This window comes from Kitasatospora sp. NPDC048545 (assembly GCF_040651155.1).
GTDB lineage: Bacteria > Actinomycetota > Actinomycetes > Streptomycetales > Streptomycetaceae > Kitasatospora.
The window spans coordinates 47,523-69,035 of record NZ_JBEZIQ010000019.1; the positions used below are offsets into that span (position 1 = coordinate 47,523).

The 21,513-nt window shown below is 73.9% G+C and carries 16 protein-coding genes; 6 read left to right on the forward strand and 10 right to left on the reverse strand.

Features of this window, described 5'->3' with window-relative positions:
- Positions 1-241: 241 nt before the first annotated feature.
- The 9 genes from AB0D10_RS19535 to AB0D10_RS19575 form a co-directional block, all read right to left on the reverse strand.
- Positions 242-430 carry a DUF6126 family protein gene (locus AB0D10_RS19535; RefSeq protein ID WP_360257746.1) on the reverse strand — a complete coding sequence of 63 codons (189 nt, stop codon included), beginning with the start codon at positions 428-430 and terminating at the stop codon, positions 242-244.
- Between the two features lie 32 nt (positions 431-462).
- Positions 463-1,098, reverse strand: coding sequence for an XRE family transcriptional regulator (locus AB0D10_RS19540; RefSeq protein WP_360257748.1), 636 nt, complete (start codon positions 1,096-1,098; stop codon positions 463-465).
- 122 nt (positions 1,099-1,220) lie between these two features.
- Positions 1,221-2,954 (reverse strand): pyruvate dehydrogenase, encoded by a 1,734-nt coding sequence (locus tag AB0D10_RS19545; protein ID WP_360257750.1) that lies wholly within the window; start codon positions 2,952-2,954, stop codon positions 1,221-1,223.
- A 203-nt stretch (positions 2,955-3,157) separates the two neighbouring features.
- The gene (locus AB0D10_RS19550; protein WP_360257752.1) at positions 3,158-5,563 is read right to left on the reverse strand and encodes a glycosyl hydrolase family 65 protein; all 2,406 of its coding nucleotides are present in this window, start codon (positions 5,561-5,563) and stop codon (positions 3,158-3,160) included.
- Positions 5,564-5,713: 150 nt separating this feature from the next.
- Positions 5,714-6,460 (reverse strand): beta-phosphoglucomutase family hydrolase, encoded by a 747-nt coding sequence (locus tag AB0D10_RS19555; RefSeq protein ID WP_360257754.1) that lies wholly within the window; start codon positions 6,458-6,460, stop codon positions 5,714-5,716.
- Between the two features lie 97 nt (positions 6,461-6,557).
- A complete protein-coding gene (locus AB0D10_RS19560; protein WP_360257756.1) occupies positions 6,558-7,358 on the reverse strand; it encodes a VOC family protein in 801 nt (266 codons plus the stop codon).
- 264 nt (positions 7,359-7,622) lie between these two features.
- Positions 7,623-8,180 carry an SRPBCC domain-containing protein gene (locus AB0D10_RS19565; protein ID WP_360257758.1) on the reverse strand — a complete coding sequence of 186 codons (558 nt, stop codon included), beginning with the start codon at positions 8,178-8,180 and terminating at the stop codon, positions 7,623-7,625.
- Positions 8,181-8,350: 170 nt separating this feature from the next.
- Positions 8,351-10,108 (reverse strand): LCP family protein, encoded by a 1,758-nt coding sequence (locus AB0D10_RS19570; protein WP_360257761.1) that lies wholly within the window; start codon positions 10,106-10,108, stop codon positions 8,351-8,353.
- 405 nt (positions 10,109-10,513) lie between these two features.
- The gene (locus AB0D10_RS19575; RefSeq protein ID WP_360257764.1) at positions 10,514-11,500 is read right to left on the reverse strand and encodes a helix-turn-helix transcriptional regulator; all 987 of its coding nucleotides are present in this window, start codon (positions 11,498-11,500) and stop codon (positions 10,514-10,516) included.
- A 366-nt stretch (positions 11,501-11,866) separates the two neighbouring features.
- On the opposite strand from AB0D10_RS19575, the gene AB0D10_RS19580 reads away from it, so the two are divergent.
- The 3 genes from AB0D10_RS19580 (at position 11,867) to AB0D10_RS19590 (ending at position 13,945) form a co-directional block, all read left to right on the forward strand.
- On the forward strand, positions 11,867-12,094 hold the full coding sequence (locus AB0D10_RS19580) for a hypothetical protein (protein ID WP_360257766.1): 228 nt from the start codon (positions 11,867-11,869) through the stop codon (positions 12,092-12,094).
- Positions 12,095-12,413: 319 nt separating this feature from the next.
- Complete coding sequence (locus tag AB0D10_RS19585; protein WP_360257769.1) at positions 12,414-13,283, forward strand: hypothetical protein; 870 nt, start codon at positions 12,414-12,416, stop codon at positions 13,281-13,283.
- The gene (locus tag AB0D10_RS19590) at positions 13,217-13,945 is read left to right on the forward strand and encodes a VOC family protein (RefSeq protein ID WP_360257771.1); all 729 of its coding nucleotides are present in this window, start codon (positions 13,217-13,219) and stop codon (positions 13,943-13,945) included. Before AB0D10_RS19585 ends, AB0D10_RS19590 begins: the two co-directional genes overlap by 67 nt.
- 176 nt (positions 13,946-14,121) lie before the next feature.
- Here AB0D10_RS19590 and AB0D10_RS19595 read toward each other — a convergent pair whose 3' ends face one another.
- On the reverse strand, positions 14,122-16,617 hold the full coding sequence (locus AB0D10_RS19595) for an AAA family ATPase (protein ID WP_360257774.1): 2,496 nt from the start codon (positions 16,615-16,617) through the stop codon (positions 14,122-14,124).
- 238 nt (positions 16,618-16,855) lie between these two features.
- Here AB0D10_RS19595 and AB0D10_RS19600 point away from each other — a divergent pair, with 238 nt between their 5' ends.
- From AB0D10_RS19600 to AB0D10_RS19610, 3 genes are read left to right on the forward strand one after another with little or no spacing between them, the layout of a single operon-like run.
- Positions 16,856-19,132 (forward strand): TOMM precursor leader peptide-binding protein, encoded by a 2,277-nt coding sequence (locus AB0D10_RS19600; RefSeq protein ID WP_360257776.1) that lies wholly within the window; start codon positions 16,856-16,858, stop codon positions 19,130-19,132.
- Positions 19,133-19,153: 21 nt separating this feature from the next.
- The gene (locus AB0D10_RS19605; RefSeq protein WP_360257779.1) at positions 19,154-20,698 is read left to right on the forward strand and encodes a SagB family peptide dehydrogenase; all 1,545 of its coding nucleotides are present in this window, start codon (positions 19,154-19,156) and stop codon (positions 20,696-20,698) included.
- Positions 20,695-21,507 (forward strand): HlyD family efflux transporter periplasmic adaptor subunit, encoded by an 813-nt coding sequence (locus AB0D10_RS19610; protein WP_360257781.1) that lies wholly within the window; start codon positions 20,695-20,697, stop codon positions 21,505-21,507. Before AB0D10_RS19605 ends, AB0D10_RS19610 begins: the two co-directional genes overlap by 4 nt.
- Positions 21,508-21,513: the final 6 nt, after the last annotated feature.

Genomic DNA, 21,513 nt, shown 5'->3' on the forward strand with positions numbered 1-21,513 from the left:
GGACGGCGCAGACTGCTGCGAACTGCTGCGCAGGGCTTGAGGGGCGCAGAGGAGAGGGAGCGACGCGAGCCCACCGTGAACCGCTGCGCAACGCTTGACGCCCGGGTCGGAGAGGACCCACCGCGAACCGCCGCGCGGGGGCTGGGCGGGCACCGGCGGGACGGGCACGCGGAGCACGGGTGGCCGGGAAGGGTTCCGCCCGCCTCCTTCGGGGGTGGAGGCGGGCGGAAGGCGGGGCCGGCTACTTGTTGCGGCTGCCGAGTTCGAACAGCAGCATGATGAAGCCGGCGAAGGCGTGGATGCCGGCGGTGTAGATGACCAGCCGGAGGTAGACCCGCTTGTTGGCCCACTTGCCGGCGTCCATGGTCTTCGGGCCGGTGGCGGTGTCGGCGGCACCGGCCGGGCTGACGGTGGTGGCGGGGTCGGCCATGGGGATCTCCTCCAGGGTGTTCTGACGGCAGATCAGTGGGTGGCGGCGGGGCCGCCGCCGAGGCAGAGTTCGCCGCCGGGGCTCTGCAGCAGGGTGTGGACGAAGAGCAGTTCGACGCCGGTGTCGGATTCGGCGGCGATGCAGTGCGGGGTGAGCGAGTCGTAGTGGGCGGAGTCGCCCACGCCGAGGCGGTGGACCTGGTCGCCGAGGGTGAGCCGGAGTTCGCCGCGCAGGATGTACAGCCACTCCTCGCCCGGGTGGACCCGGACGACCGCGTCCTGCACGCCCGGCGGGACGTGCACCCGCAGGGCCTGCATGGCGCGCCCGGGGGCGCCGGCCCGTCGGTAGCCCCAGCCTCCGGCCCGGCCGGGCTCGATGGCGCCGCCGCGGACCACCGGGTCCGGTTCGGCCGCGGTCTCGCCGAGCAGGCCGGACACCGAGGTGCCGTACGCGCGGGCGAGGCCGAGCAGGACGGGCAGCGAGGGCTGCCGCCTGCCGGTCTCCAGCCGGGACAGATACGCTGGGGAGAGTCCGACCCGTCCGGCGGCGACCTCCAGGGTGAGGCGGCTGCTGAGCCGGTGCTCGCGGAGGCGGGCGGCGAGGCCGACGACCTCCTGGTCGTCGAGCCGGTCGCCTGCGGCGGGGGCGCCGGTGGAGCTGCTGGTCATGTGTCCAGTGGACACCCGGCGTGCCGCAGTGGCAAGAAATTTGCCTCAGAGGCAAAGGGGTGGGCTGGACCCCGGCGGCCCGGTCGCGCGCCCCACGGCCGCGGCGGTCACGACCACGGGTCTCACGGCCGCGGGATGTTGCGCAGGTTGCTCCGCGCCAGGTCGATCATGCGGCCGACGCCACCCGAGAGCACGGTCCGCCCGGCCGCCAGCGCGAAGCCCTTCAGCTGGGCGGCGGTGATGTGCGGCGGGATGGACAGCGCGTTGGGGTCGGTGACCACGTCCACCAGGGCGGGACCCGGACGTTCCAGGGCCTCGGTGAGCACCTCCCGTACCCGCGCCGGTTCGGTGACCCGCTTGGCCGGGATCCCCATGGCCCGGGCGATCCCCGCGTAGTCCACGTCCCCGTTGTCGGTCTCCGCCTCCGGGTAGCCGGAGACCAGCATCTCCAGCTTGATCATGCCGAGTGCGCCGTTGTTGAAGACGACGGTCTTCACCGGCAGCCGGTGCTTGGCGACCGTGAGCAGTTCCCCGAGGAGCATGGCGATGCCACCGTCGCCGGCCATCGCGATCACCTGGCGTCCGGGGTTGGCGAGCTGGGCGCCGATGGCGTGCGGGAGGGCGTTGGCCATCGAGCCGTGGAGGAAGGAGCCGATCACCCGGCGGTGGCCGTTGGGCTGCAGGTAGCGGGCGGCCCAGACGTTGTTCATGCCGGTGTCGACGGTGAACACCGCGTCCTGGGCGGCGACGTCGTCGAGGACGGCGGCGACGTACTCGGGGTGGATCGGCAGGTGCTTCTCGATGTCGCGGGTGTAGACGCCGACGACGTCCTCCAGGGCGCGGCAGTGCTTGCGCAGCATGCCGTCGAGGAAGGCCCGGTCGCGTTTGGCGTCCAGCAGCGGCAGGACGGCCCGCAGGGTGGCGGCGACGTCGCCGTGGACGGCCAGGTCGAGCGCGGTGCGGCGGCCGAGCCGGGTGGCGTCGTGGTCGACCTGGACGGTGTGCAGCTGCGGCAGGAACGAGTCGTACGGGAAGTCGGTGCCGAGCAGCAGCACCAGGTCGGCGGAGTGCAGCGCCTCGTGGCACGCGCCGTAGCCGAGCAGGCCGCTCATCCCCACGTCGTACGGGTTGTCGTACTGGATCCACTCCTTGCCGCGCAGGGAGTGGCCGACCGGCGCGTTCAGGGCCTGCGCCGCCTCCATCACCTCGGCGTGCGCACCGCGCACCCCTGCGCCGCAGAACAGCACGACCTTGCGAGCCGCGTTGAGCAGCCGGGCCAGTTCCTGCACCTGGGACCACGGCGGTGCGGCGACGGCCTGTTCGGTGAGGAAGTGGCTGGTGCCGGTGGGCCCGGCGGCGGGCAGCGCGGCGACGTCCCCGGGGAAGGCGAGCACCGAGACGCCGTGCGAGCCGAGGGCGTGCTGGACGGCGATCCGCAGCAGCCGGGGCAGCTGAGCGGGGGTGGAGAGCATCTCGCACCAGTTGCTGCAGTCGGTGAACACCCGCTCGGGGTGGGTCTCCTGGAAGAAGCCGGTGCCGATCTGGCCGGACGGGATGTGCGAGGCCAGGGCGAGGACGGGCAGGCCGCTGCGCTGGGCGTCGTAGAGGCCCTGCACGAGGTGGGTGTTGCCGGGGCCGCAGGAGCCGGCGCAGACGGCGAGCCGGCCGGTGAGTTCGGCCTCGGCGGCGGCCGCGAAGGCGCCGGCCTCCTCGTTGCGCACGTGCACCCAGCCGATGCCCTCGGCCCGGCGGATCGCGTCGACGACGGGGTTGAGGCTGTCGCCGACGACACCGTAGACCCGTTCGACCCCGGCCTGCCGGAGCACCTCCACCATCTGTTCGGCCACGCTCGCCACGGGTGCCCTCCTCCGGTCGCCACGGGACACCTGCACCCTCCGACGAGGGCGGGGAGCGGCGCAGCCGGGGTGGGCCGGACGGGTGAGGGCACGGGTGGGATGTGGGCACGGGTGGGGTGTGCGGGTGGGCCGGACGGGTGAGGGCACGGCGCCGGTACGGGTGCGGGCCCGCGCCACGGCCGGCGCGGGCCCGCACCCGGCCACTACTCCGCCGCGAGGTGGTCCTGCTGGCCCAGCTTGCCCGCGGCCAGGCCCGCCTGCGCGTGGCGGCGGGCGGGTTCGCGGCCCGGGGGTTGGCCGAAGCGCTCCTGGGCGGGCGGGGCGGTGGTGGGCAGCGTGACCGGCGCACCGGCCTTGACCTGGACCGCCTCGCCGTCGTGCCGCAGGTGGATGACCTCGCCGCGGCGCAGCGTGTACGTCGTCGAATCGTGGGTGATCCGGACACCGAGCAGGTGGCCGCGCACCAGCAGCGAGAAGCTCAGCCCCATCAGGCCGGACGGCAGCCGGGGGCGGAAGGACAGCGTCTCGCTCTGGTCGCGCAGCCCGCCGAAACCGGCCACCAGGGCGATGCAGGCCCCGGCCAGCGACGCCATGTGCAGGCCGTCGCGGGTGTTGCCGCCGAGGTCGTGCAGGTCCATCAGGGCGGCTTCGGCGGTGTAGTCGTACGCGAGGTCGAGCTGGCCGACCTCGGCGGCGATGACCGCCTGGGTGCAGGCGGAGAGCGAGGAGTCACGGACGGTCAGCCGCTCGTAGTAGGCGAAGTTGCGGGCCTTCTGTTCGTCGGTGAAGGCGTCGCCGCGGACCTGCATGGCGAGCACCAGGTCGGCCTGCTTGACCACCTGCTTGCGGTACAGGTCGAAGTAGGGGAAGTGCAGCAGCAGCGGGTACTTCTCGGGCGAGGTGTTCTCGAAGTCCCAGACCTGGTGGTCGGTGAAGCCGTCGGCCTGCGGGTGGACGCCGAGGTCCTCGTCGTACGGGATGAACATCGCGGCGGCCGCGTCCCGCCAGGCGGCGGTCTCCTCGGTGTCGACGCCGAGGGCGGCGGCCTCGGCCGGGTGGCGGACGGCGGCCTCGGCGGCGGCCCGCAGGTTCGACTGCGCCATCAGATTGGTGAAGACGTTGTTGTCGGCGATCGCGCTGTACTCGTCGGGCCCGGTGACGCCCTCGATCCGGAAGTTCCCGGCGACGTCGTGGTGGCCGAGCGAACGCCACATCCGGGCGGTCTCCACGAGGAGTTCGAGGCCGTACTCGCGCTCGAACTCGTCGTCCGCGGTGGCCCGGACGTAGCGGGCGACCGCGGCGGCGATGTCGGCGCCGATGTGGAAGGCCGCCGTCCCGGCCGGCCAGTACCCGGAGCACTCCTCGCCGCGGATCGTCCGCCACGGGAACACCGCGCCGGACAGGCCGAGTTGGGCCGCCCGCTCACGGGCCAGCGGGAGCGTGGTGTGCCGCCAGCGCAGGGCCTGGTTGACGGCGCCGGGCAAGCAGTAGGTGAGCACCGGCAGGACGAAGGTCTCGGTGTCCCAGAAGCTGTGCCCGTCGTAGCCGGGGCCGGTCAGCCCCTTGGCGGGGATGGCCCGCTCCTCGCTGCGGGCGCCGGCCTGCAGGACGTGGAAGACGGCGAACCGGACGGCCTGCTGGAGTTCGACGTCGCCCTCCACCTCGATGTCGCTGGTCGCCCAGAACTCCCGCAGGAACTGAGCCTGTTCGGCGACCAGCCCGGCCCAGCCGGTGTACCGGGCGGCGGTCAGCGCGGCCTCCACCTGGTCCCGGACCGCGGGCAGCGAGCGGGTGCCGGACCAGCCGTAGGCCATGAACTTGGTCAGCCGCAGCCGCTCTCCGGGCTCCAGCACGGTGGTGACACTGATCCGGCAGTGGTCCGCCTCCGCCTCGGCGACGGTGTCGGATTTCTCCGGACCCTCGATGATGTGGTCCATGCCGGCCGCGACCCGGATGCCGCTGTACCGGGTGCGGTGCACCAGGACGGCCTTGGTGCCGCCAGCGTGGTGCACCTCCGGCTGCAGCGGCGCCTCCAGGACGGCCGCGGCGCGCGGGTCGCCCTCGGGACCGCCCGGCAGCTGCTCGTTGGCGACCAGCTCGGACTGCAGCACGATCCGCACCGGACCGTCCACCGCCTCGACGATGTACTCGACGGCGGCGACGGCGCGCTGGGTGAGCGAGACCAGCCGGGAGGAACGCACCCGGATGGTCCGCCCGGCCGGGGACGTCCATTCGGCCTCCCGGTGCAGCAGACCCTCACGGAAGTCCAACCAGCGCTTGTGGCTGACGAGTTCGCCGTAGCGCAGGTCGAAGGGCTCGTCATCCACCAACAGTCGGATGATCTTGCCGTTGGTCACGTTGATGACGCTCTGGCTGGACTCCGGGTAGCCGTAGCCGCCCTCGCCGTACGGCAGCGGGCGCAGCTCGAAGACGCCGTTCAGGTAGGTGCCGGGCAGGCCGTGCGGCTCGCCCTCGTCCAGGTTGGCACGCAGCCCGATGTGCCCGTTGGAGAGCGCGAAGACGGACTCGGCGCGGGCCAGCGCGGCCAGGTCCAGGCCCTGCTCGGTGATCTGCCAGGGGTCGATCGTGAAGTTGTCCGACGGACTCATGCGCCCACCTCGCACCGCTCGGCAGGGGCATTCGCCCACACGCACCCCACGACGACTCCCTCGCTGCGCTCGCTCATGCGCCCACCTCGCACCGCTCGGCAGGGGCATTCGCCCACACGCACCCCACGACGACTCCCTCGCTGCGCTCGCTCATGTCTGCTCTCCCAGGAGCTCGGAAAGGTCGTCGACGACCACGGTGGCGCCGTCGCGGTGCAGTTCGGCGGCCTGGCCGGTGCGGTTGACCCCGACCACCGCGCCGAAGCCCCCGGCCCTGCCGGAGGCGACGCCGGCGAGCGCGTCCTCGAAGACGGCAGCGTGCGCGGGTTCGACGCCGAGTGTGCGGGCGGCGTACAGGTAGGTGTCGGGGGCGGGCTTGCCGGGCAGGCCCTCGGCCTTGGCGACGTTGCCGTCCACGATCACGTCGAACAGGTCCTCGATGCCCGCCGCCCGTAGCACGTCGCGGCAGTTGGCGCTGGAGGAGACCACCGCGCTGGGCAGTCCGGCGGCGCGCAGCCGGTGCACGTAGGCGACCGAGCCCTCGTAGGGCTGGACGCCCTGCTCGCGGATCATCCGCAGCACGATGTCGTTCTTGGCCCGGCTGACTCCTTGGACGGTACGGGAGTTGGGCGGGTCGTCGGGGGTGCCCTCGGGCAGTTCGACGGCCCGGCTGCGCAGGAACGCCCGGGTGCCGTCGAGGCGCGGGCGGCCGTCCACGTAGGTGTCGTAGTCGATGACGGCGTCGAAGGGGACGAACGGCCCGCCGGTGCGGGCGGCTTCGGCGCGCAGGAAGGCGTCGAAGGTGTCCTTCCAGGCCGCTGCGTGCACCTTCGCGGTCTGAGTGAGCACCCCGTCGAGGTCGAAGAGGAAAGCGCGGATGTCGTCCGGTAGCCCCAGCATGGGTGCAGTCTTACCCGGGAACGGGGGGGAAGCCGCCCATTCCCGGCGGCGCGTCGCGGGAGGGGCGGCTTCCGGTTTTCCGGCCGTGCCGGGGCCGCTACGGGGAGTCGGGCATCTGGGCGTCGGGGGCCTGGATGACCGCGAAGACGGCGCCCTGCGGGTCCCGGACCACGGCCATCCGGCCGGCCTGCATGTCGAACGGCGGCTGGACCACCGAGCCGCCCGCCTTGACCAGGGCGTCGACCGTGGAGTCGGTGTCGTCCACCGAGAAGTAGCTCATCCAGTGCGAGGGGGTGCCCGGCGCCAGGTATCCGGGGATGGCCTGCATGCCGCCCACCGTGCGGTCGGCGACGTTGAACGAGAAGTAGCCGTCCATGCCCTGGATGGTGGCCGGGCGCAGCCCGAGCGCCGGCTGGTAGAAGCGGCCGGCCGCGTCGGTGTCGGCGGTGTTGAGTTCGTTCCAGACCAGCGCGCCGGGTTCGTTGACGACGCCCGCGCCGATGAAGTCCATGGCCTGCCAGACGCCGAACACCGCCCCGGTGGGGTCGGCGGCGACCAGCATCCGGCCGATCGTGCCGACGTCCATCGGCTCGTAGAGGATGGTGCCGCCGGCCGCGGTGATCGCGCGGTTGCTCTCGTCGGCGTCGTCCGACGCGAGGTAGGTGGTCCAGGCGACGGGCGGCGCCGGCTGGCCCTCGGGCACGACCTGTCCCATGATCCCGGCGACCGGCCGGTCGTTGAGCGTGCACACGGCGTAGCCGCCGAACTCGGCCGAGCCGACCTCGCCCTGCCAGCCGAAGAGGTCGCGGTAGAAGTCCAGCGCGGCCTGCTGGTCGCTCGCCATCAGGTCGATCCAGCAGGGGGTGCCGGGCTGGTACGGATCGGTGACTACGGGCATTGCGGGGCCTCCCGGAGGCGGTGATGACCGGCGGTCGTGGGGGCGGGGCCGGGCGCGGTGGGAACGGGCGGTCCGGCCGTCGGGGGCGGGCGGGGTCCGGCCCGGCCGGTGCGACGGCGGTACACCGCCACCTTCGGCCCGCCGGCGCGATCCCGCCACCGGACGGCGCCGGCGGGTGCCCGGGGCGGGCCGCCTTCGCGGGCGGCTCCACGGGGCGGGTGCACGAGCCGGAAGCGGCTGCACGAAGCGGCTGCGCGGGGCGGCCTACGGGGCGTCGTGGCGCAGGGCGGTGACGAAGTACGGCTGGACCTTGCCGCTCTGCGCGTAGTCCTTGAGCCGGACCAGCAGTTCGGCCCAGGTGCCGGCCACCGCCGGGATGCCCTCCTCGCTGCCCGGCTGCCAGCCGCCGTGCCGGAACAGCAGCCGGGTGTGGTCGGACGCGCCCGACTGTTCGGCCTGTCCCGGCCGCTCGGACACATCGGGCTGCTCGGCCTGTCCGGGCCGGGCGGAGGCGCCGGGCCGGGCGGAGGCGCCGGGCCGGGCGGAGGCGCCGGGCCGGGCGGCGAGGTCCCAGCTGATCCAGGTGCCGGCCCAGTGCGGCGGGAAGGCCCCGGCGTTGGTCCACACCACCCGGTCCTGGTCGGCCCGCTCCACGCGCAGCCGGAACGGCTCGGGGATGTCGGGGAAGTCGAACAGCAGGACGTCGGCCTCCCGGTCCACGGCGGTGGTCCACCAGGCGGTCAGCCCGTCGTGCGTGGTGAGCGCGGCGAGGACGACGGCCCGGGGCGCGGCGATGTCGAACTGCAGGGCGATCTCGGGCATGGGGTCCGCCTTTCGCTGCCGTGCCGGTCCCCTCCCGGAGCCGCGCGGGCCCCGTGGCCGGTGGGCGGGGGCCGCGCACCGGCCACGGACCCACCATGGCACGACCCCCGGGCCCACGCGCCCGGAGGGGCGCCGGCCCGGGGGTCGTCCCCGCTGTCCGGTGGGTGCGGTCAGCCGCCGCTGCCGTACGTGGTGTTGGCGCAGATGTCGTCGTCCGCCGAGCGGGCGTCGTTGGTGACGGTGGTGGGCAGCGGCTGCGGGGGCGTCTGGACGCCCGGGGTGGCGCCGGCCGTCCCGGAGGGCGTGCCGAGGCCGGTGGCCGCCGCGAAGTCCTGGCCGACGATCACCGAGATGCCCCGCGAGCTGCCGGAGGCGAGCTCGGCTCCGGGGAACAGCGCGGCGATCTTCTCGGCGTTCGCCTTCTGCCCGGAGCCGTACTCGATCGTGGTGGCCTTGTACTTGGTGCTCGCCGCCTGGCCGGCCGTGGTGGCGCCGAACTTGGCGGCCTTGAGCTGCTCGGTGCCCTTGCCGGCGAGGCCGTTGACGGTGGTCCCGTTGTAGACCGCCACCTTGATCGCGGCGTTGGAGGCGTCCCCGGCCGGGGCGGCCGGGGTGGTGGGCGCGGGCTGCTGCGGGGCGGGGCTGGTGCCGCTGCCACCGCCGTCCGGCTGCTGGCCGGTGGCGTTCTGGCCGTCGATGGTCTGGTCGGCCTTGAGGGTCTCCCAGAGCTTGTTGGCGTCCGGCTGGATCAGGTCGATGTTGGAGTCCTGGGTGCGGTAACGCCAGGGCGCCGTCACGAACTTGAGGTCGTGCATGTCGATGTTCTTCAGCGACAGGCCGAAGGAGAGCAGCTTGTCGGCGGAGTCGAGGCCCGGGTCGACGGTCAGCGACTTGGTGGCGGCGTCGGCGAGCGGCAGGAGGGTGGTGGGGCTCAGCCCCTCCTTCTTGATCTTGCTGATGAGGGAACTCATGAAGGCCTGCTGGCGCTTCATCCGGCCGATGTCGGAGCCGTCGCCGATGCCGTGGCGCAGGCGCACGTAGTCGAGGGCCTTCTGGCCGTCCACGGTCTGCTTGCCCTGCGGGAGGACGACCGCGCCCTTCTTCTTCAGGTTGGGGTTGATGTCCCCCTCGTAGACCGGCTGCGGGAGGCAGATGTCCACGCCGTTGACGGCCTTGGTCATCGCGGCGAAGCCGTTGAAGTCGACCACCATGGTGTGGTCGACCCGGATGCCGGTCACCTTCTCCACGGTGTTCTGGGTGCAGGCCGGGTTCCCGTCGTCGCTGCCGCCGGTCGAGAAGGCCGCGTTGAACAGGTCGGTGTTGCCGCCCTTGGTCCACTTGCCGTTGGGCAGCTTGCAGGACGGCAGCTGGACCATCGTGTTGCGCGGGATCGAGATGCCCACGGCGTGCTTGTGGTCGGCGTAGACGTGCAGCAGGATCGTGGTGTCCGAGCGGGCGCCGCCGTCCTCGCCGCCGCCGAGGTCGGCGTTGTTCTTGCCGCGGCTGTCGGACCCGATCAGCAGGATGTTGACCGGCTTGTTGCCGTCGGCGTCGGCCTTGGCCTCGGGCGGGCGGTCCGCGGCTATCGCGTCGGCGTCGAAGGACTTGATGTTGGCGTTCAGCTTGAAGTAGATCGCGCCGCCCGCGCCGGCGATCAGCACCAGCACGCCCGCCGCCGACCAGGCGACGATCTTCTTCACGTTCTTCTTCGGTTTGGCGTTCTTGCGCGCCGCCGCCCGGCCGCCGGGCCCGGAGTCCGCCTTGTCGCCGCCGCGGCCGCCCTTGCCCTGGGCAGCGGCACGGCGGGCCTCGGCCCGTCCGCCGGAGCGCGGGGACGGCACGGCGCCGCCGCTCCCGGTGCCCTCGGTCGTGAGCGCACCGGACTCGTCCTCGCTCCGAGCCGGGCCCTCGCCCCACTGACCTGACATGCGCGTACCTTTCACCGACGGAAGCGACGCCCCGGACGATCTGGCGCACCGCACACAGAGAGACGGCCCCAACCGTTCCCAGGTTGCACATACGACCGTCGGCACAACCGACGATCGTGGCTTCCGATCATATTTAGGCCCGACACGGTCACGGACCTCCGGTGGGCAGGCAAACCCGTCGGCACCCGGGCATCCACCAGGCAGAACACCCGAAACCACCCTATTCCGGCGTGACTTACGCCACTCCGACGGTCCACCCGGAGCGGTGCGGGGCCGCACGCCTTGGGCGGGCCGGAGGCGGAGCCGGACGGACGGCCCGCGGAGCCGGGCGGACGGCGGGCCCGGGAGCCCACGGACGGCAGGCCCGGGAGCCGGAGCAACGCCCGGACCCGGCCGGCGGCAGCCTCAGAGCCAGCCGCGGCGGCCGGCCAGCAGACCGGCCTCGAAGCGGCTGCGGGCGCCCAGGCGGTCCATGAGGTCGGCCATCATCCGGCGCACCGTGCGCAGGGAGAGGCCGAGGTGCTTGCCCGCCGCCTCGTCGGTGTAGCCCTGGCCGAGCAGGCGGAGCAACTCCTGCTCCTGGCGGGTCAGCCCCTGCTCGTCGCGCTCGCGCGGGGCGCCGAAGGGGGTCGCGTCGGCCCAGGTCTGCTCGAACAGGGAGAGCAGGGCGGTGATCACTCCGGGCGAGGAGATCTGCACCGCGCCCTTGCGGGTGTTGGCCGGGTCGATCGGGACGAGGGCGACCCGCCGGTCGATGACCATCATCCGCAGCGGCAGCGCGGGCACCGTCCGCACCGCGCAGCCCAGCCCGGTCAGCCACTCGGCGTGCCGCACGGTGGCCCGGTCCTTGCGGACGCTGTCCAGGTAGACCGTCCGCATCGCCACACCGCGGGCGAGCAGTTCCTCGTTGCCCGGGCGGCTGGCCTGGAGCGAGGCCGCGGACTGGGCTCCCCCGGGGTTGAAGGTGAGCAGTTCGGCGGAGACCGAGCGGACCAGCTCGTCCAGCCGGGCCTGCACCGTGGCCAGCCCGATCAGCCGCTCCAGCTGGCTGTCCTCGCGGGCCGACTCGTCCCGGTACTCGGCGAGCAGGTTGGTGATCGCGGCCTGGCGCCGCTCGAACTCCTCCTGGGCGCGCTGCTGGACGGACTCGTAGTGGCGCAGCAGGGCGGGCAGTCCGACCCTGGGGTCGACCGGCCGCAGGCCGCCCGGGAGCTCGTCCGGGAGTTCCTCGGAGGGCCGGAGCAGCCGCAGGTCGGCGAGCTGGTCGAGCGCGCCGCGGACCTTCGCCTCGGTCAGGCCGAGCTTTCCCGCGAGGCCCTTGGCATCGAGGTGATGATCCGTCAGCATTAACCTGTAGACCGCCTGTGCGGCGTCGTCGATCCCGTCCAACATCGGCGCACCACCCCCGCAGTCCGTCCCTCGACCGGCAACTTCGACCGGACGAGTTGCCGCCTGATCATGCCAGGGCGGGCGGACCGGGACAACCGTCCGGAGCCTCCCGTTCCACCCCCCGCTTCGACCGGAAGCGGAAAGGTAATGGAATGGCAATGGCACCATCGTGCCATACCGATCTTCCTGCCGCCCCGAACGCCTTCCGGTCCCCCTCCGCGTGCAGCAGACTTTCGGTTGTCGGGGAGCGGCGAGCTCCCCGGCCGGGCCCGCCGATGACCGCGGACCGCCCTCACCGGCGGTCGACCGCCGCGGCTGCGGAATTGCCCGGCACCCGCTTCCGAAACAGCGCTCGTCCTGGGGGATTCCATGCTTTCCTGCCGTAAGTACGCCTGTACCGCCGCCGCCGCGATCGTCCTGGTCTGCGGCGCCCTGGCCGGGGCCGCGCAGGCCGCGACCGGCCACCCGTCGACCTCCGGCCCGGCCCCCCGCGCCACGGTGTCGACCACGCCGGGCGACCCCACCGACCCGGTGGTCGCCACCCCGAAGCCCAAGGACCCGGGCATCAACAACCCGGGTGACTGGCGCTGGGAGTGACCGGCGACGCCATCGGCACCGACCGGACATGACGCCCGCCCACCGGATCCGGACCGCCGGGCAGCCCGGCCGGACGGTGGCGGGCCGCCGGCGCGGACACCCGGGTGCCGGACCGGGCGGGGGCCCGGCACCCACCGCGCCACCGCCCGCCCGGGACGTTCGCCGCACCGCCGACGGGCCCCGCCCGGCCTCCGCGCGCCCCGCCGGGCGGCCACGGCCGGACGAACTCCGGGCCCGGTCGGGCGAACTCCGGACGCCCTCACAAATTGAATGTGCAACGAACCCGTCAGGAGCGACAGTGCCGGTTATCGAGCCGATTGTGCTGAACTTCTTCGGCATCGAGGTCGGACTCGTCCGGGCCGACCGCGACGAGATCTCGTTCCATTTCGGTCCGCACCTCACAGGAATGTCCCAGGATCCCGACCAGCTCCGGGTGGAATTCTCCGGATCTGCCGGAAAGGGCGCCCCGGACGATTTCCTGGTCCGCCGCAGCGACGGCACACCGCTGCTGCGCCGCGCCTTCCGGGGCTGGGGCAACGTGCCGCCTGCCGTACCGCCGTTCGCCGCCTTGCAGGACCGGTTCTGTCTGGCCCCTGCCGTGGTGCTGGCCAAGGGCGGCGCCACCGTCGCGCTGCTCGGCGGTCCGTACTCGGAGCAGGCGAACGTGGGCGCCGCGCTGGCGCAGCGCTCCTGGGAGTTCGTCTCCGGCCGGCTCCTGGTGCTGGACCGCCGCACCGGGCACGTGCTGCCCTACCTCGCCCCGCTGGAGGCGCGCGGGCCCGCCGCGGCCTGGCTGCGCGGCGCCGGGCTGCCGGAGGGGATGTGGCGTACGGTCGCCTCGCCGATCGGCGGAGAGGTGCTGCTGGTCCGCCCGGAGTGCCTCGGCCCGGTCGTCCCCGTCCGGGCCCGGCTGGCGCCGCCCGCACTGGTCCGGCTGTGTCGCAGTGCCGATGAGGAAGTCCGGCTGGCACCATGGGAGTTCACGACCCAGACCTGGCCGGCCGGATCAGCCGGCCTGCTCGCCGGGGCGCCGACCCACTGCCTGCACCTGCCCGGTGTGGGCGGGGCGGAGGAAGCGGCGGGCCTGATCGACCACGCAATGACCAAGGAGAAGGACGAGTCGTGCCTCGACGTACCCGCTATGCCATCGGTGCACCGTGCTGGGCTGACTGCATCACTCCCGATCTGAACGGCAGCCGGGACTTCTACTCGACGCTGTTCGGCTGGGAGTTCGTCGCCGAGTCACCGGACTACCAACTGGCCCTGCTCGGCGGGGAGATCATCGGGGGCTTCGGCGCCGCACCGGCCGGGCTGCCGCCGAGGGCGGTGTGGAACATCTACCTGGCGACCAAGGACGCGGACCACAGCTGCGCGCAGGTCGGCCGGCACGGCGGCCGGGTGGTGATGCCGCCGGTGCCGGTCGGGGCGAACGGACGGCTCTTCCTCGCCGTCGACCCCTCGGGCGTCACGGTCGGTTTCTGGGAGGGCAGCCGTGCCGAGGGCGTGGTGCTCTCCGACGAGCCCGGCGCGATCTCCGGCCACGAGCTGCGGGTGCCGCTCGCCGCCACCGCCGAGTCCTTCTACGGGGCGCTCTTCGGCTACCGGCTCACCGCGGACGGCGAGTTCGAGCTCGACGGGACCGGACAGGCCCGGGTGGTGGAGAGCGACCAGGGCCGCCCGCAGTGGCTGCCCCACCTCGGCGCCCTCGACCCGACGGACACCGTGCGCCGGGCCGTGGAGCTGGGCGCGCGCCTGGTCCGCCCGGGCCGCGAGGAGCCTGCGGTGCTGCGGGACCCGTGGGGCGCCGAGTTCGGCGTCGTCGCGGCGCCCGCGGGCGGCGGCGGAGCCTGACGGCAGGGCCCGACCGGGGGGATCGGGTCCTGCCGTCACGGCGTCACGGCGTCACGGCATCACAGCGTCCTGCCGTCACGGGTCCTGGCATCACCGTGTCCTGCCGGTCGGCGTCACGGCGCCCTGGCGTCACCACGTCCCGGCGGGGCCGCGCCCGTGCGCCCGGCGCCCCGCCGTCACAGCGCCTTGACGGCCGAGGCCAGTTCGGGCCGCCCCTTGATGGCCAGCTTGCGGTAGATCCGGCCCAGGTGGGTGTCGACCGTGCGCTTGCTGAGGCAGAGCCGCTCGGCGACCTCCAGGTTGCTCAGCCCCTGCAGCACCAGTTCGGTGACCCGGCGCTCGCTGGGGGTCAGCCGGACCGGTCCGGCGTCGCGGGTGCCGATGGCCGGGCCGCGGTCCTCGGCCGGGCGGGGGCGGGCGTCGCCGCCCGGGAGCGGGTCGGCGGCGATGGTGCGGGCGGCGGCCGGCTCGCCGAGCGCCTGGTAGGTCTGCGCGGCGTGCGAACGCCACGGCACGCAGGCCGGGTTGGCGATGCCGCGGGCGGCCAGTTGGTGGCCGCACTCCAGGAAGAGCCGCAGTGCCTGCTGGTGGTCGCCGTGGTGGGCGGCGAGCAGGCCGCGGGCCTCCAGCACCGCCGCGCGCAGCAGCGGGTGCGCCTCGGCCGGCAGGTCGACCGCGGCGAGGTCCGTGCCGTCCACCGGCAGGCCCCGGCGCAGCCGGGCCCGGACTGCCAGTGCCCGGGCGGCGCCGGCGAGTTCGTCCGCCCGGACCCGGGCGGCCAGGTCGGCGGCGTGTTCGGCGTCGGCGAGGGCGGCGTCCAGCCGACCCTGGCGGTGGGCGATGTCGGAGCGGGCGAGCAGGGCGAGGGCCAGTTCGCCGCGGTGGTTCCAGCGCTGGGCGGAGCGGACCGCCCGGCCGGCCCAGGCGGCGGCCTCGTCGAGCCGTCCGGTCCAGGCGTAGGCCATCGCCGCGCCGAGCACCTCGACGCCGGCCTCGGCGGGGGAGACCCCGCGCACGCTGCGGGCCGCGAGCCGGACGGCGGTCCGGGGCTGGCCGGCGGCGGCGGCCAGCGCGGCGAGGGCGCCGAGCAGGTCGGGGGCGGCGGTCGCGGAGCCGTCGGCGCGCAGCGCGGCGACGGCTTGCCGCAGGGCGGTGCGCCGGCCGGCCAGCAGGGCCTGGGCGGCGAGCGGCAGCAGGAGGTCCGCGGGCGGCCCGGCGGTGGCGGCGAGGGCGTGGGCGGCTTCGGTGAAGGGGACCGCCGCGGCGCCGGAGGAGCCGAGCGCCAGCACGGGGCCGGCGAACGGCCGCAGCAGCCGGGCCCGTTCGACCGGGTCGGCGACGGCGGCCAGGCCGGTGGCGCAGCGGGCGGCGGCGGCGACGTCCCGGTGGAGTTCGACGGTACCGAGCTGTCCGGTCAGCGAGCGGACCGCGTCCGGGTCGGTGGTGTCGGCGAGCGCGCGCTGCAGGTAGCGGGCGGCGTCGTCCCAGTGGCCGTCGGCGGCGGCTTCCCGGGCGGCGGTCCGGAGCACCGGGACGGCCCAGTCGAGGCCGGTGGTGCCGCAGGACATCAGGTGTTCGGCGATGCGGCCGGCCGGGGCGCCGAGCCGGTCCAGCAGGGCTGCGGCCCGTTCGTGCAGGGCGACCAGGATCCGCGGGTCGGTGCGGGCCAGCACGGCGGTGCGGACCAGCTCGTGCCGGAAGGTCTCCGGCGGCCCGGGTTCGATCAGGTCGGTGCGGCGCAGCGCTTCGCGGGCCTCGTCGGCGAGCAGGTCGCCCTGACCGGCGAGCAGGGCGGCGGTGGCGAGGTCGGCGTCGGCGCCGAGGACGGCGAGGCCGGTGAGCAGGTCGGCGGCCCGGGGGTGGCTCTGCCGCAGCCAGCTGAGCGTGGTGTCGGCGAGGGTGCCGGCGCCGATCCGGCGCACGGTGTCGAGGTCGGGCGAGCCGGGTGAGACCCGGGCGGCGACGAGCCGGGCGGTCAGTTCCTCCAGCACCAGCGGGTTGCCCCGGGAGAGGTTGTGGCAGACGGCGGCGAGCTCGGGGTCGACCGGGGCGTCGAACTCCTCGGCGACCCGTTCGGCCACGCAGCTGTCGCAGAGCGGTACGGGGGTGACGGTCCGGGCGTGGCCGAGCGCGCCGAGTTCGGCGGCCAGCGGGTCGGCGGCCTCGTCGGCGGTGGTGGCGAGCAGGGCGACCGGCAGGCCGTCGAGCCGGCGGGCCAGGTAGGAGAACCACTGCCGGGACTCCTCGTCGGCGAGGTGGAGGTCGTCCACGGCCATCACGACGGGGGTTCGGGAGGTCAGCGAACGGGCTGCGTGGAAAAGGCTGTTGAGCACCCGTTCGCGCCCGTTGCCGGGGCTTTCCGGACCTTCCGGTATCGCTTCGGCGAGAAATTCCCCGGCGGGGAATTCCGCGCCTTGCGCGCCATTGCTTGACATGCGCATGATGGGATCGAAGAGCTGGCGCACCACCCCGTACGGAAAGTCCCGCTCGTTGTCGTGACATCGGGCCCGGAGCACCACCGCCTCACCCGGCATCCGGGCCAGCGCGGCCCGCAGCAGCGCACTCTTGCCGATCCCCCGCGGGCCCCTGACCAGCACCACTGCGGGCCGGCCCGCACCCGCCCCGGCCACCGCCCGGGCCAGTCCGGCCAGCTCCTGTTCACGGTGCAGCAAAACTCCAGTCGGCAACGCAACCCCCCGTAAGCACCCTCGCGGACACACCAGTATCGCCACCCCCACCGGACTGTCAACGCTCGGGACGAATACGTACGGCCCTACGTACCGGCGCCGCGGAATACGCAATTCCACACGATGCGTATATCCGCCGGCCCGCCGAATATGCAGTATGTACAGCTGTTTTGACGGCGTGTTCAATATTCACAACGGACTTGTGGACACAGGGGGATGACTTATGGAGCGACCGCGGCTCAAGGCCCATTTCCTCACCGAGACGGTGGGCGAAAAGGTCTTCCTGCTCGGAGAGGGTCAGGACTACCTCGTCCCGGGGGCCGCTGCGGTGCGCCTCCTGCCCTACCTGGACGGACGGCGCACCGTCGCCGAGATCCTCCAGGAGCTGGGCGGCACCGTGCCGCTCGGCCAGGCGCTGACCGCGCTGCGCCGCTACGAGGCGGCCGGCCACCTCGCCGAGGGCCGGCCCGACCTGCCCGACCACGTGCTCGCGTACTGGGACGCCCAGGGCGTCGACCCGGCCGTCGCGCTGGAGGCCGGACGGGCCACCGAACTGCTGGTGCTGGCCCTCGGCTCCGCCGACGCCGCGCCCCTGGTGGACGCGCTCACCGCGACCGGCCTGCGGGCCCGCCCGGTGACCGAGGACCAGGCCGTCGCCGGCGGCGCCGACACCCTGGTGATCGCGCTGACCGACGACTACCTCGACCGTGCGTTGGAGCGGCTGAACACCGCCCGCCTCGCCGACGGCCGCCCCTGGCTGCTCGCCAAGCCCACCGGCACCGCCCCCTGGCTCGGCCCGCTGCTGCGCCCCGGCGAGACCGGCTGCTGGACGTGTCTCGCGCAGCGCATCAGCGGCAACCGCCAGGTCGAGCGCTACCTCGCCGGCAAGCGCGGCGGGACCGTACCGTTCCACCCGCTGCGCGCCGCCATCCCGGCCGGACCGGCGATGGCCGCCCAGCTGCTGGCCACCGAGACCGCCCGCATCCTCGCCGACGAGTGCTGCTCGGCGCTGTCCGGGACGATGGTCAGCCTCGACCTCAACACCCTGCAGACCACCGAGCACAGCCTGGTCCGCCAGCCGCAGTGCCCGAGCTGCGGCGACCCGGCACTGCTCACCGAGCGCAGCCCCAAGGTCGTCCTGCAGCCCAGCCCCGCCCGGCACACCACCGACGGCGGCTACCGGGTCCAGGCCCCGCAGTTCACCTACGACCGGCTGAAGCACCACATCAGCCCGCACCTGGGCGCGATCACCCGGCTCGGCGCGCACGAGGACACCGGCAACGGCATCACCTTCAGCTTCACCGCCGGCCACAACTTCGCCATGGTCAACGACAACATGGACCTGCTGCGCCGCAACATGCGCGGCCAGAGCGGCGGCAAGGGCCGGTCCGAGATCCAGGCGAAGGTCAGCGCGGTCTGCGAGGCCATCGAGCGCTACTCGGCGGTCTGGCGCGGCGAGGAGCCCGTGGTGCGCGCCGCCTACCGCGACCTCGACCCGGCCGTCGCCGTCCACATGGACGCCCTGCTGCAGTTCTCCGACGAGCAGTTCGCCGGCCGCGCCGCATGGAACGCCGACCCCAACCACCGGCTGCACCTGGTGCCCGACCCGTTCCCGACCGACGTCGAACTGGACTGGACGCGCGCCTGGTCGCTCACCCACGACGCCGAACGGCTCGTCCCCTCCGGCTACGCCTGGTACGGCCACCCCGACCTGCAGCAGCACTTCTACTGCGTCGGCGACTCCAACGGCTGCGCCAGCGGCAACACCCTGGAGGAGGCGATCCTCCAGGGCTTCTGCGAGGTCGTCGAGCGCGACGCCGTCGCCCTGTGGTGGTACAACCGGCTCGCCCAGCCCGAGTTCGACCTCGACTCGCTGAACGACCCGTACGTCGACACCATGCGTGCCTTCTACGCCTCGGTCGACCGCGAGCTGTGGGTCCTGGACATCACCTCCGACCTCGGCGTGCCGGTGTTCGCCGCGATCTCGCGGCGCAAGCACGCGGTCGAGGACATCATGGTCGGCTTCGGCGCCCACCCGGACCCGCGGATCGCCGCGATCCGCGCGCTCACCGAGGTCAACCAGTTCCTCCCGTTCGTCGACCGCCGGGACGAGGAGGGCAACACCCTCTACCGCACCGACGACCTGGAGACCCTGGAGTGGTGCCGGACCGCGACCGTCGCCGGCGAGCCCTGGCTGCTGCCCGACCGCGACACCCCCGCCAGCACCCTCGCCGACTTCGCCCCGCTCGTCGGTGACGACCTGGCCGGGCACGTCCGGGACTGCGTGGAACGCGCCGCCAAGGCCGGCGTCGAGGTCATCGTGCTCGACCAGAGCCGCCCCGACCTCGACCTCAGCGTGGTCAAGGTGATCGCCCCCGGCATGCGCCACTTCTGGCGCCGCCTCGCCCCCGGCCGGCTGTACGACGTCCCGGTGCGCCAGGGCCGGCTCGCCGCGCCGCACACCGAGGAGCAGCTCAACCCGAAGAACGTCTTCTTCTAGGAACGGCCGGGTGCTGACACCATGACCACCGCACTGACCACCGCCGCGACCACCGCCGTGCCCACCGCGCCGGACGGGATCCACCTGCCCGCGACCGCCCGTACGGTCCGCCGACTGCGGCTGCGCCCCGACGGCACGCTCGCGCCGCTCGGCCCCCGAGCCGTCCGGCTCACCGCGCCCGTCGGCGCGCTGAACCTGAACGACCTCGCGCCCGGCGCCCTGGAGGCCGTGGCCGCACTGGCCGCCGGCGAGCAGACCGAGGAGGAACTGGCCGCCCTGGTCGCGGCCCGGGACGGCGACGCCGGACTGCTGCGCTGGCAGCTCACCCGCCGCCGGCTCGGCACCACCGGGCTGCTGGAGCACTCCGTCCACCTGGTCACCGACACCGCCGACGAGCCGCTGGCCCGGCTGCGGCCGGTCGGCCGGGGCGCCGCCGAACCGGGACCGACGCCCGACCCGACCGGGCAGGTGAAGCTGTCCCGCTTCGCCTCCGCCTCGGCCGAGGACGGCGCCCTGCTGGTCCGCGCCCCGGGCAGCCCGCTGGCCGTCCAGCTGACCTCCCGGGCGGCCGGGCTGCTGGCCGCGCTGGCCGGCTGGACCAGCCCCGCCGCGCTCGCCCAGCTGCCCGGCGGTCTGCCGCTGGACGCCGTCCGGCAGACCCTGCGGCTGTTCGCCGCGGCCGGCCTGCTGGCGTACGGCTCCCCCGGCGCCGAGCCGGAGGCCGAGGAGCAGCGCCTCGCCCAGTGGCAGGCCGCCGACCTCGCGTTCCACTCCCGCACCCGCCGGCCGACCACCGTCGCCGGGTACGGCGGCACCTACCGGTTCGGCGACCGGTTCGCCCCCGAGCCGGCCTCGCCCGCGCCGTTCCCCGGCGAGAAGGTCGCTCTGCCCGTCCCCGACCTGGGCGAACTCGCCCGCGCGGACCGGCCGTTCACCGAGGTGCTGGAGCAGCGCCGCTCGGTGCGCGACCACGACGACCAGGACCCGATCACCGTCGAACGGCTCGGCGAACTGCTCTGGCGCTCCGTGCGCCGGCGGCAGACCTTCACCGGCGGCGACGGCCAGGAGCTGGCCGACCGGCCGTACCCGAGCGGCGGCGCGGTCCACGAGCTGGAGGTGTACCCGCTGGTCACCTCCTGCGCCGGGCTCAAGCCGGGCCTGTGGCACTACGCGACCGACCGGCACGAGCTGGAACTGGTCAGCGAGCCCAACCCGGCCACCGCCCAACTCGTCTCCGGCGCCCGCGAGTCGAGCCTGATGAAGGCCGACCCGCAGGTGGTGCTGCTGGTCACCGCGCGCTTCGGCCGGGTGATGTGGAAGTACGAGACGGTCGCCTACCCGCTGATCCTCAAGCACGTCGGCGCGCTCTACCAGACCCTCTACCTGGTCGGCACCGCGATGGACCTCGCGGTCTGCGGCCTCGGCGGCGGCGACGCCGCCGACTTCGCCGCGGCCAGCGGCATCGACTACTTCACCGAGGGCACCGTCGGTGAACTCGTGATCGGCAGCCGGCCCCCGACCCTGCGCCAGGACGTCGGCGTCCCGCGGAGAGAAGCCAGACGATGAAGTTCCGTTTCAAGGCGCTGCAGCGGATGCGCGAGCCGGACGAGCTGGACTCGCCCACCCTGCTCGCCGCGCCCCGGGGCTGGATCGCCCTGTTCGTCGTGATGATCACCATGGCCGCGGCACTGCTGTGGACCTTCGCCGGGACCATCCCGATCACCGTAGACGCCCCCGGCCTGCTCACCCGCCCGCACGGCACCGCGATGATCCAGAGCCCGTTCGGCGGGATGGTCCGCACCGTCCTGGCCCAGCCCTCCGACCAGGTGCGGCAGGGGCAGTCGGTGGTCCGCGTCGAGGACACCGAGGGCCACAGCCGGGAGATCACCAGCCCGTTCGGCGGGCGGGTGGTCGGCCTGTCCGTCACCGACGGACAGGTGGTCTCGCCCGGCTCCCCGGTCGCCTCGGTCGAACGCGCCGACGGCCCGCAGGACCGCATGGTCGCGATGGTCTTCGTGCCCGCGACCCGCACCGTCGGACTGGAGCCCGGCGACCAGGTGGACCTCAACGTCTCCACCACCCCGGCCGGCGCCTTCGGCCTGCTGCGCGGCACCGTCAGCTCGGTCAGCCCGTACGCGCTGACCCGGGAGGCGGTCTCCGGCCTGGTCGGCGGGGACCTCGCCGCCCAGCGCTACCTGGGCAAGGACGCGCCCCGACTGGTGGTGATCGACCTGACCGCCGACCCGGACACGCCGACCGGCTACGCCTGGACCTCGCAGAGCGGCCCGCCGAACCCGCTGGGCACCCAGGTCGCCGTCACCGCGACCATCAACGTGGGCAAGCAGACCCCGTTCAACCTGATCCTCGGCCGCTGAGGGGGG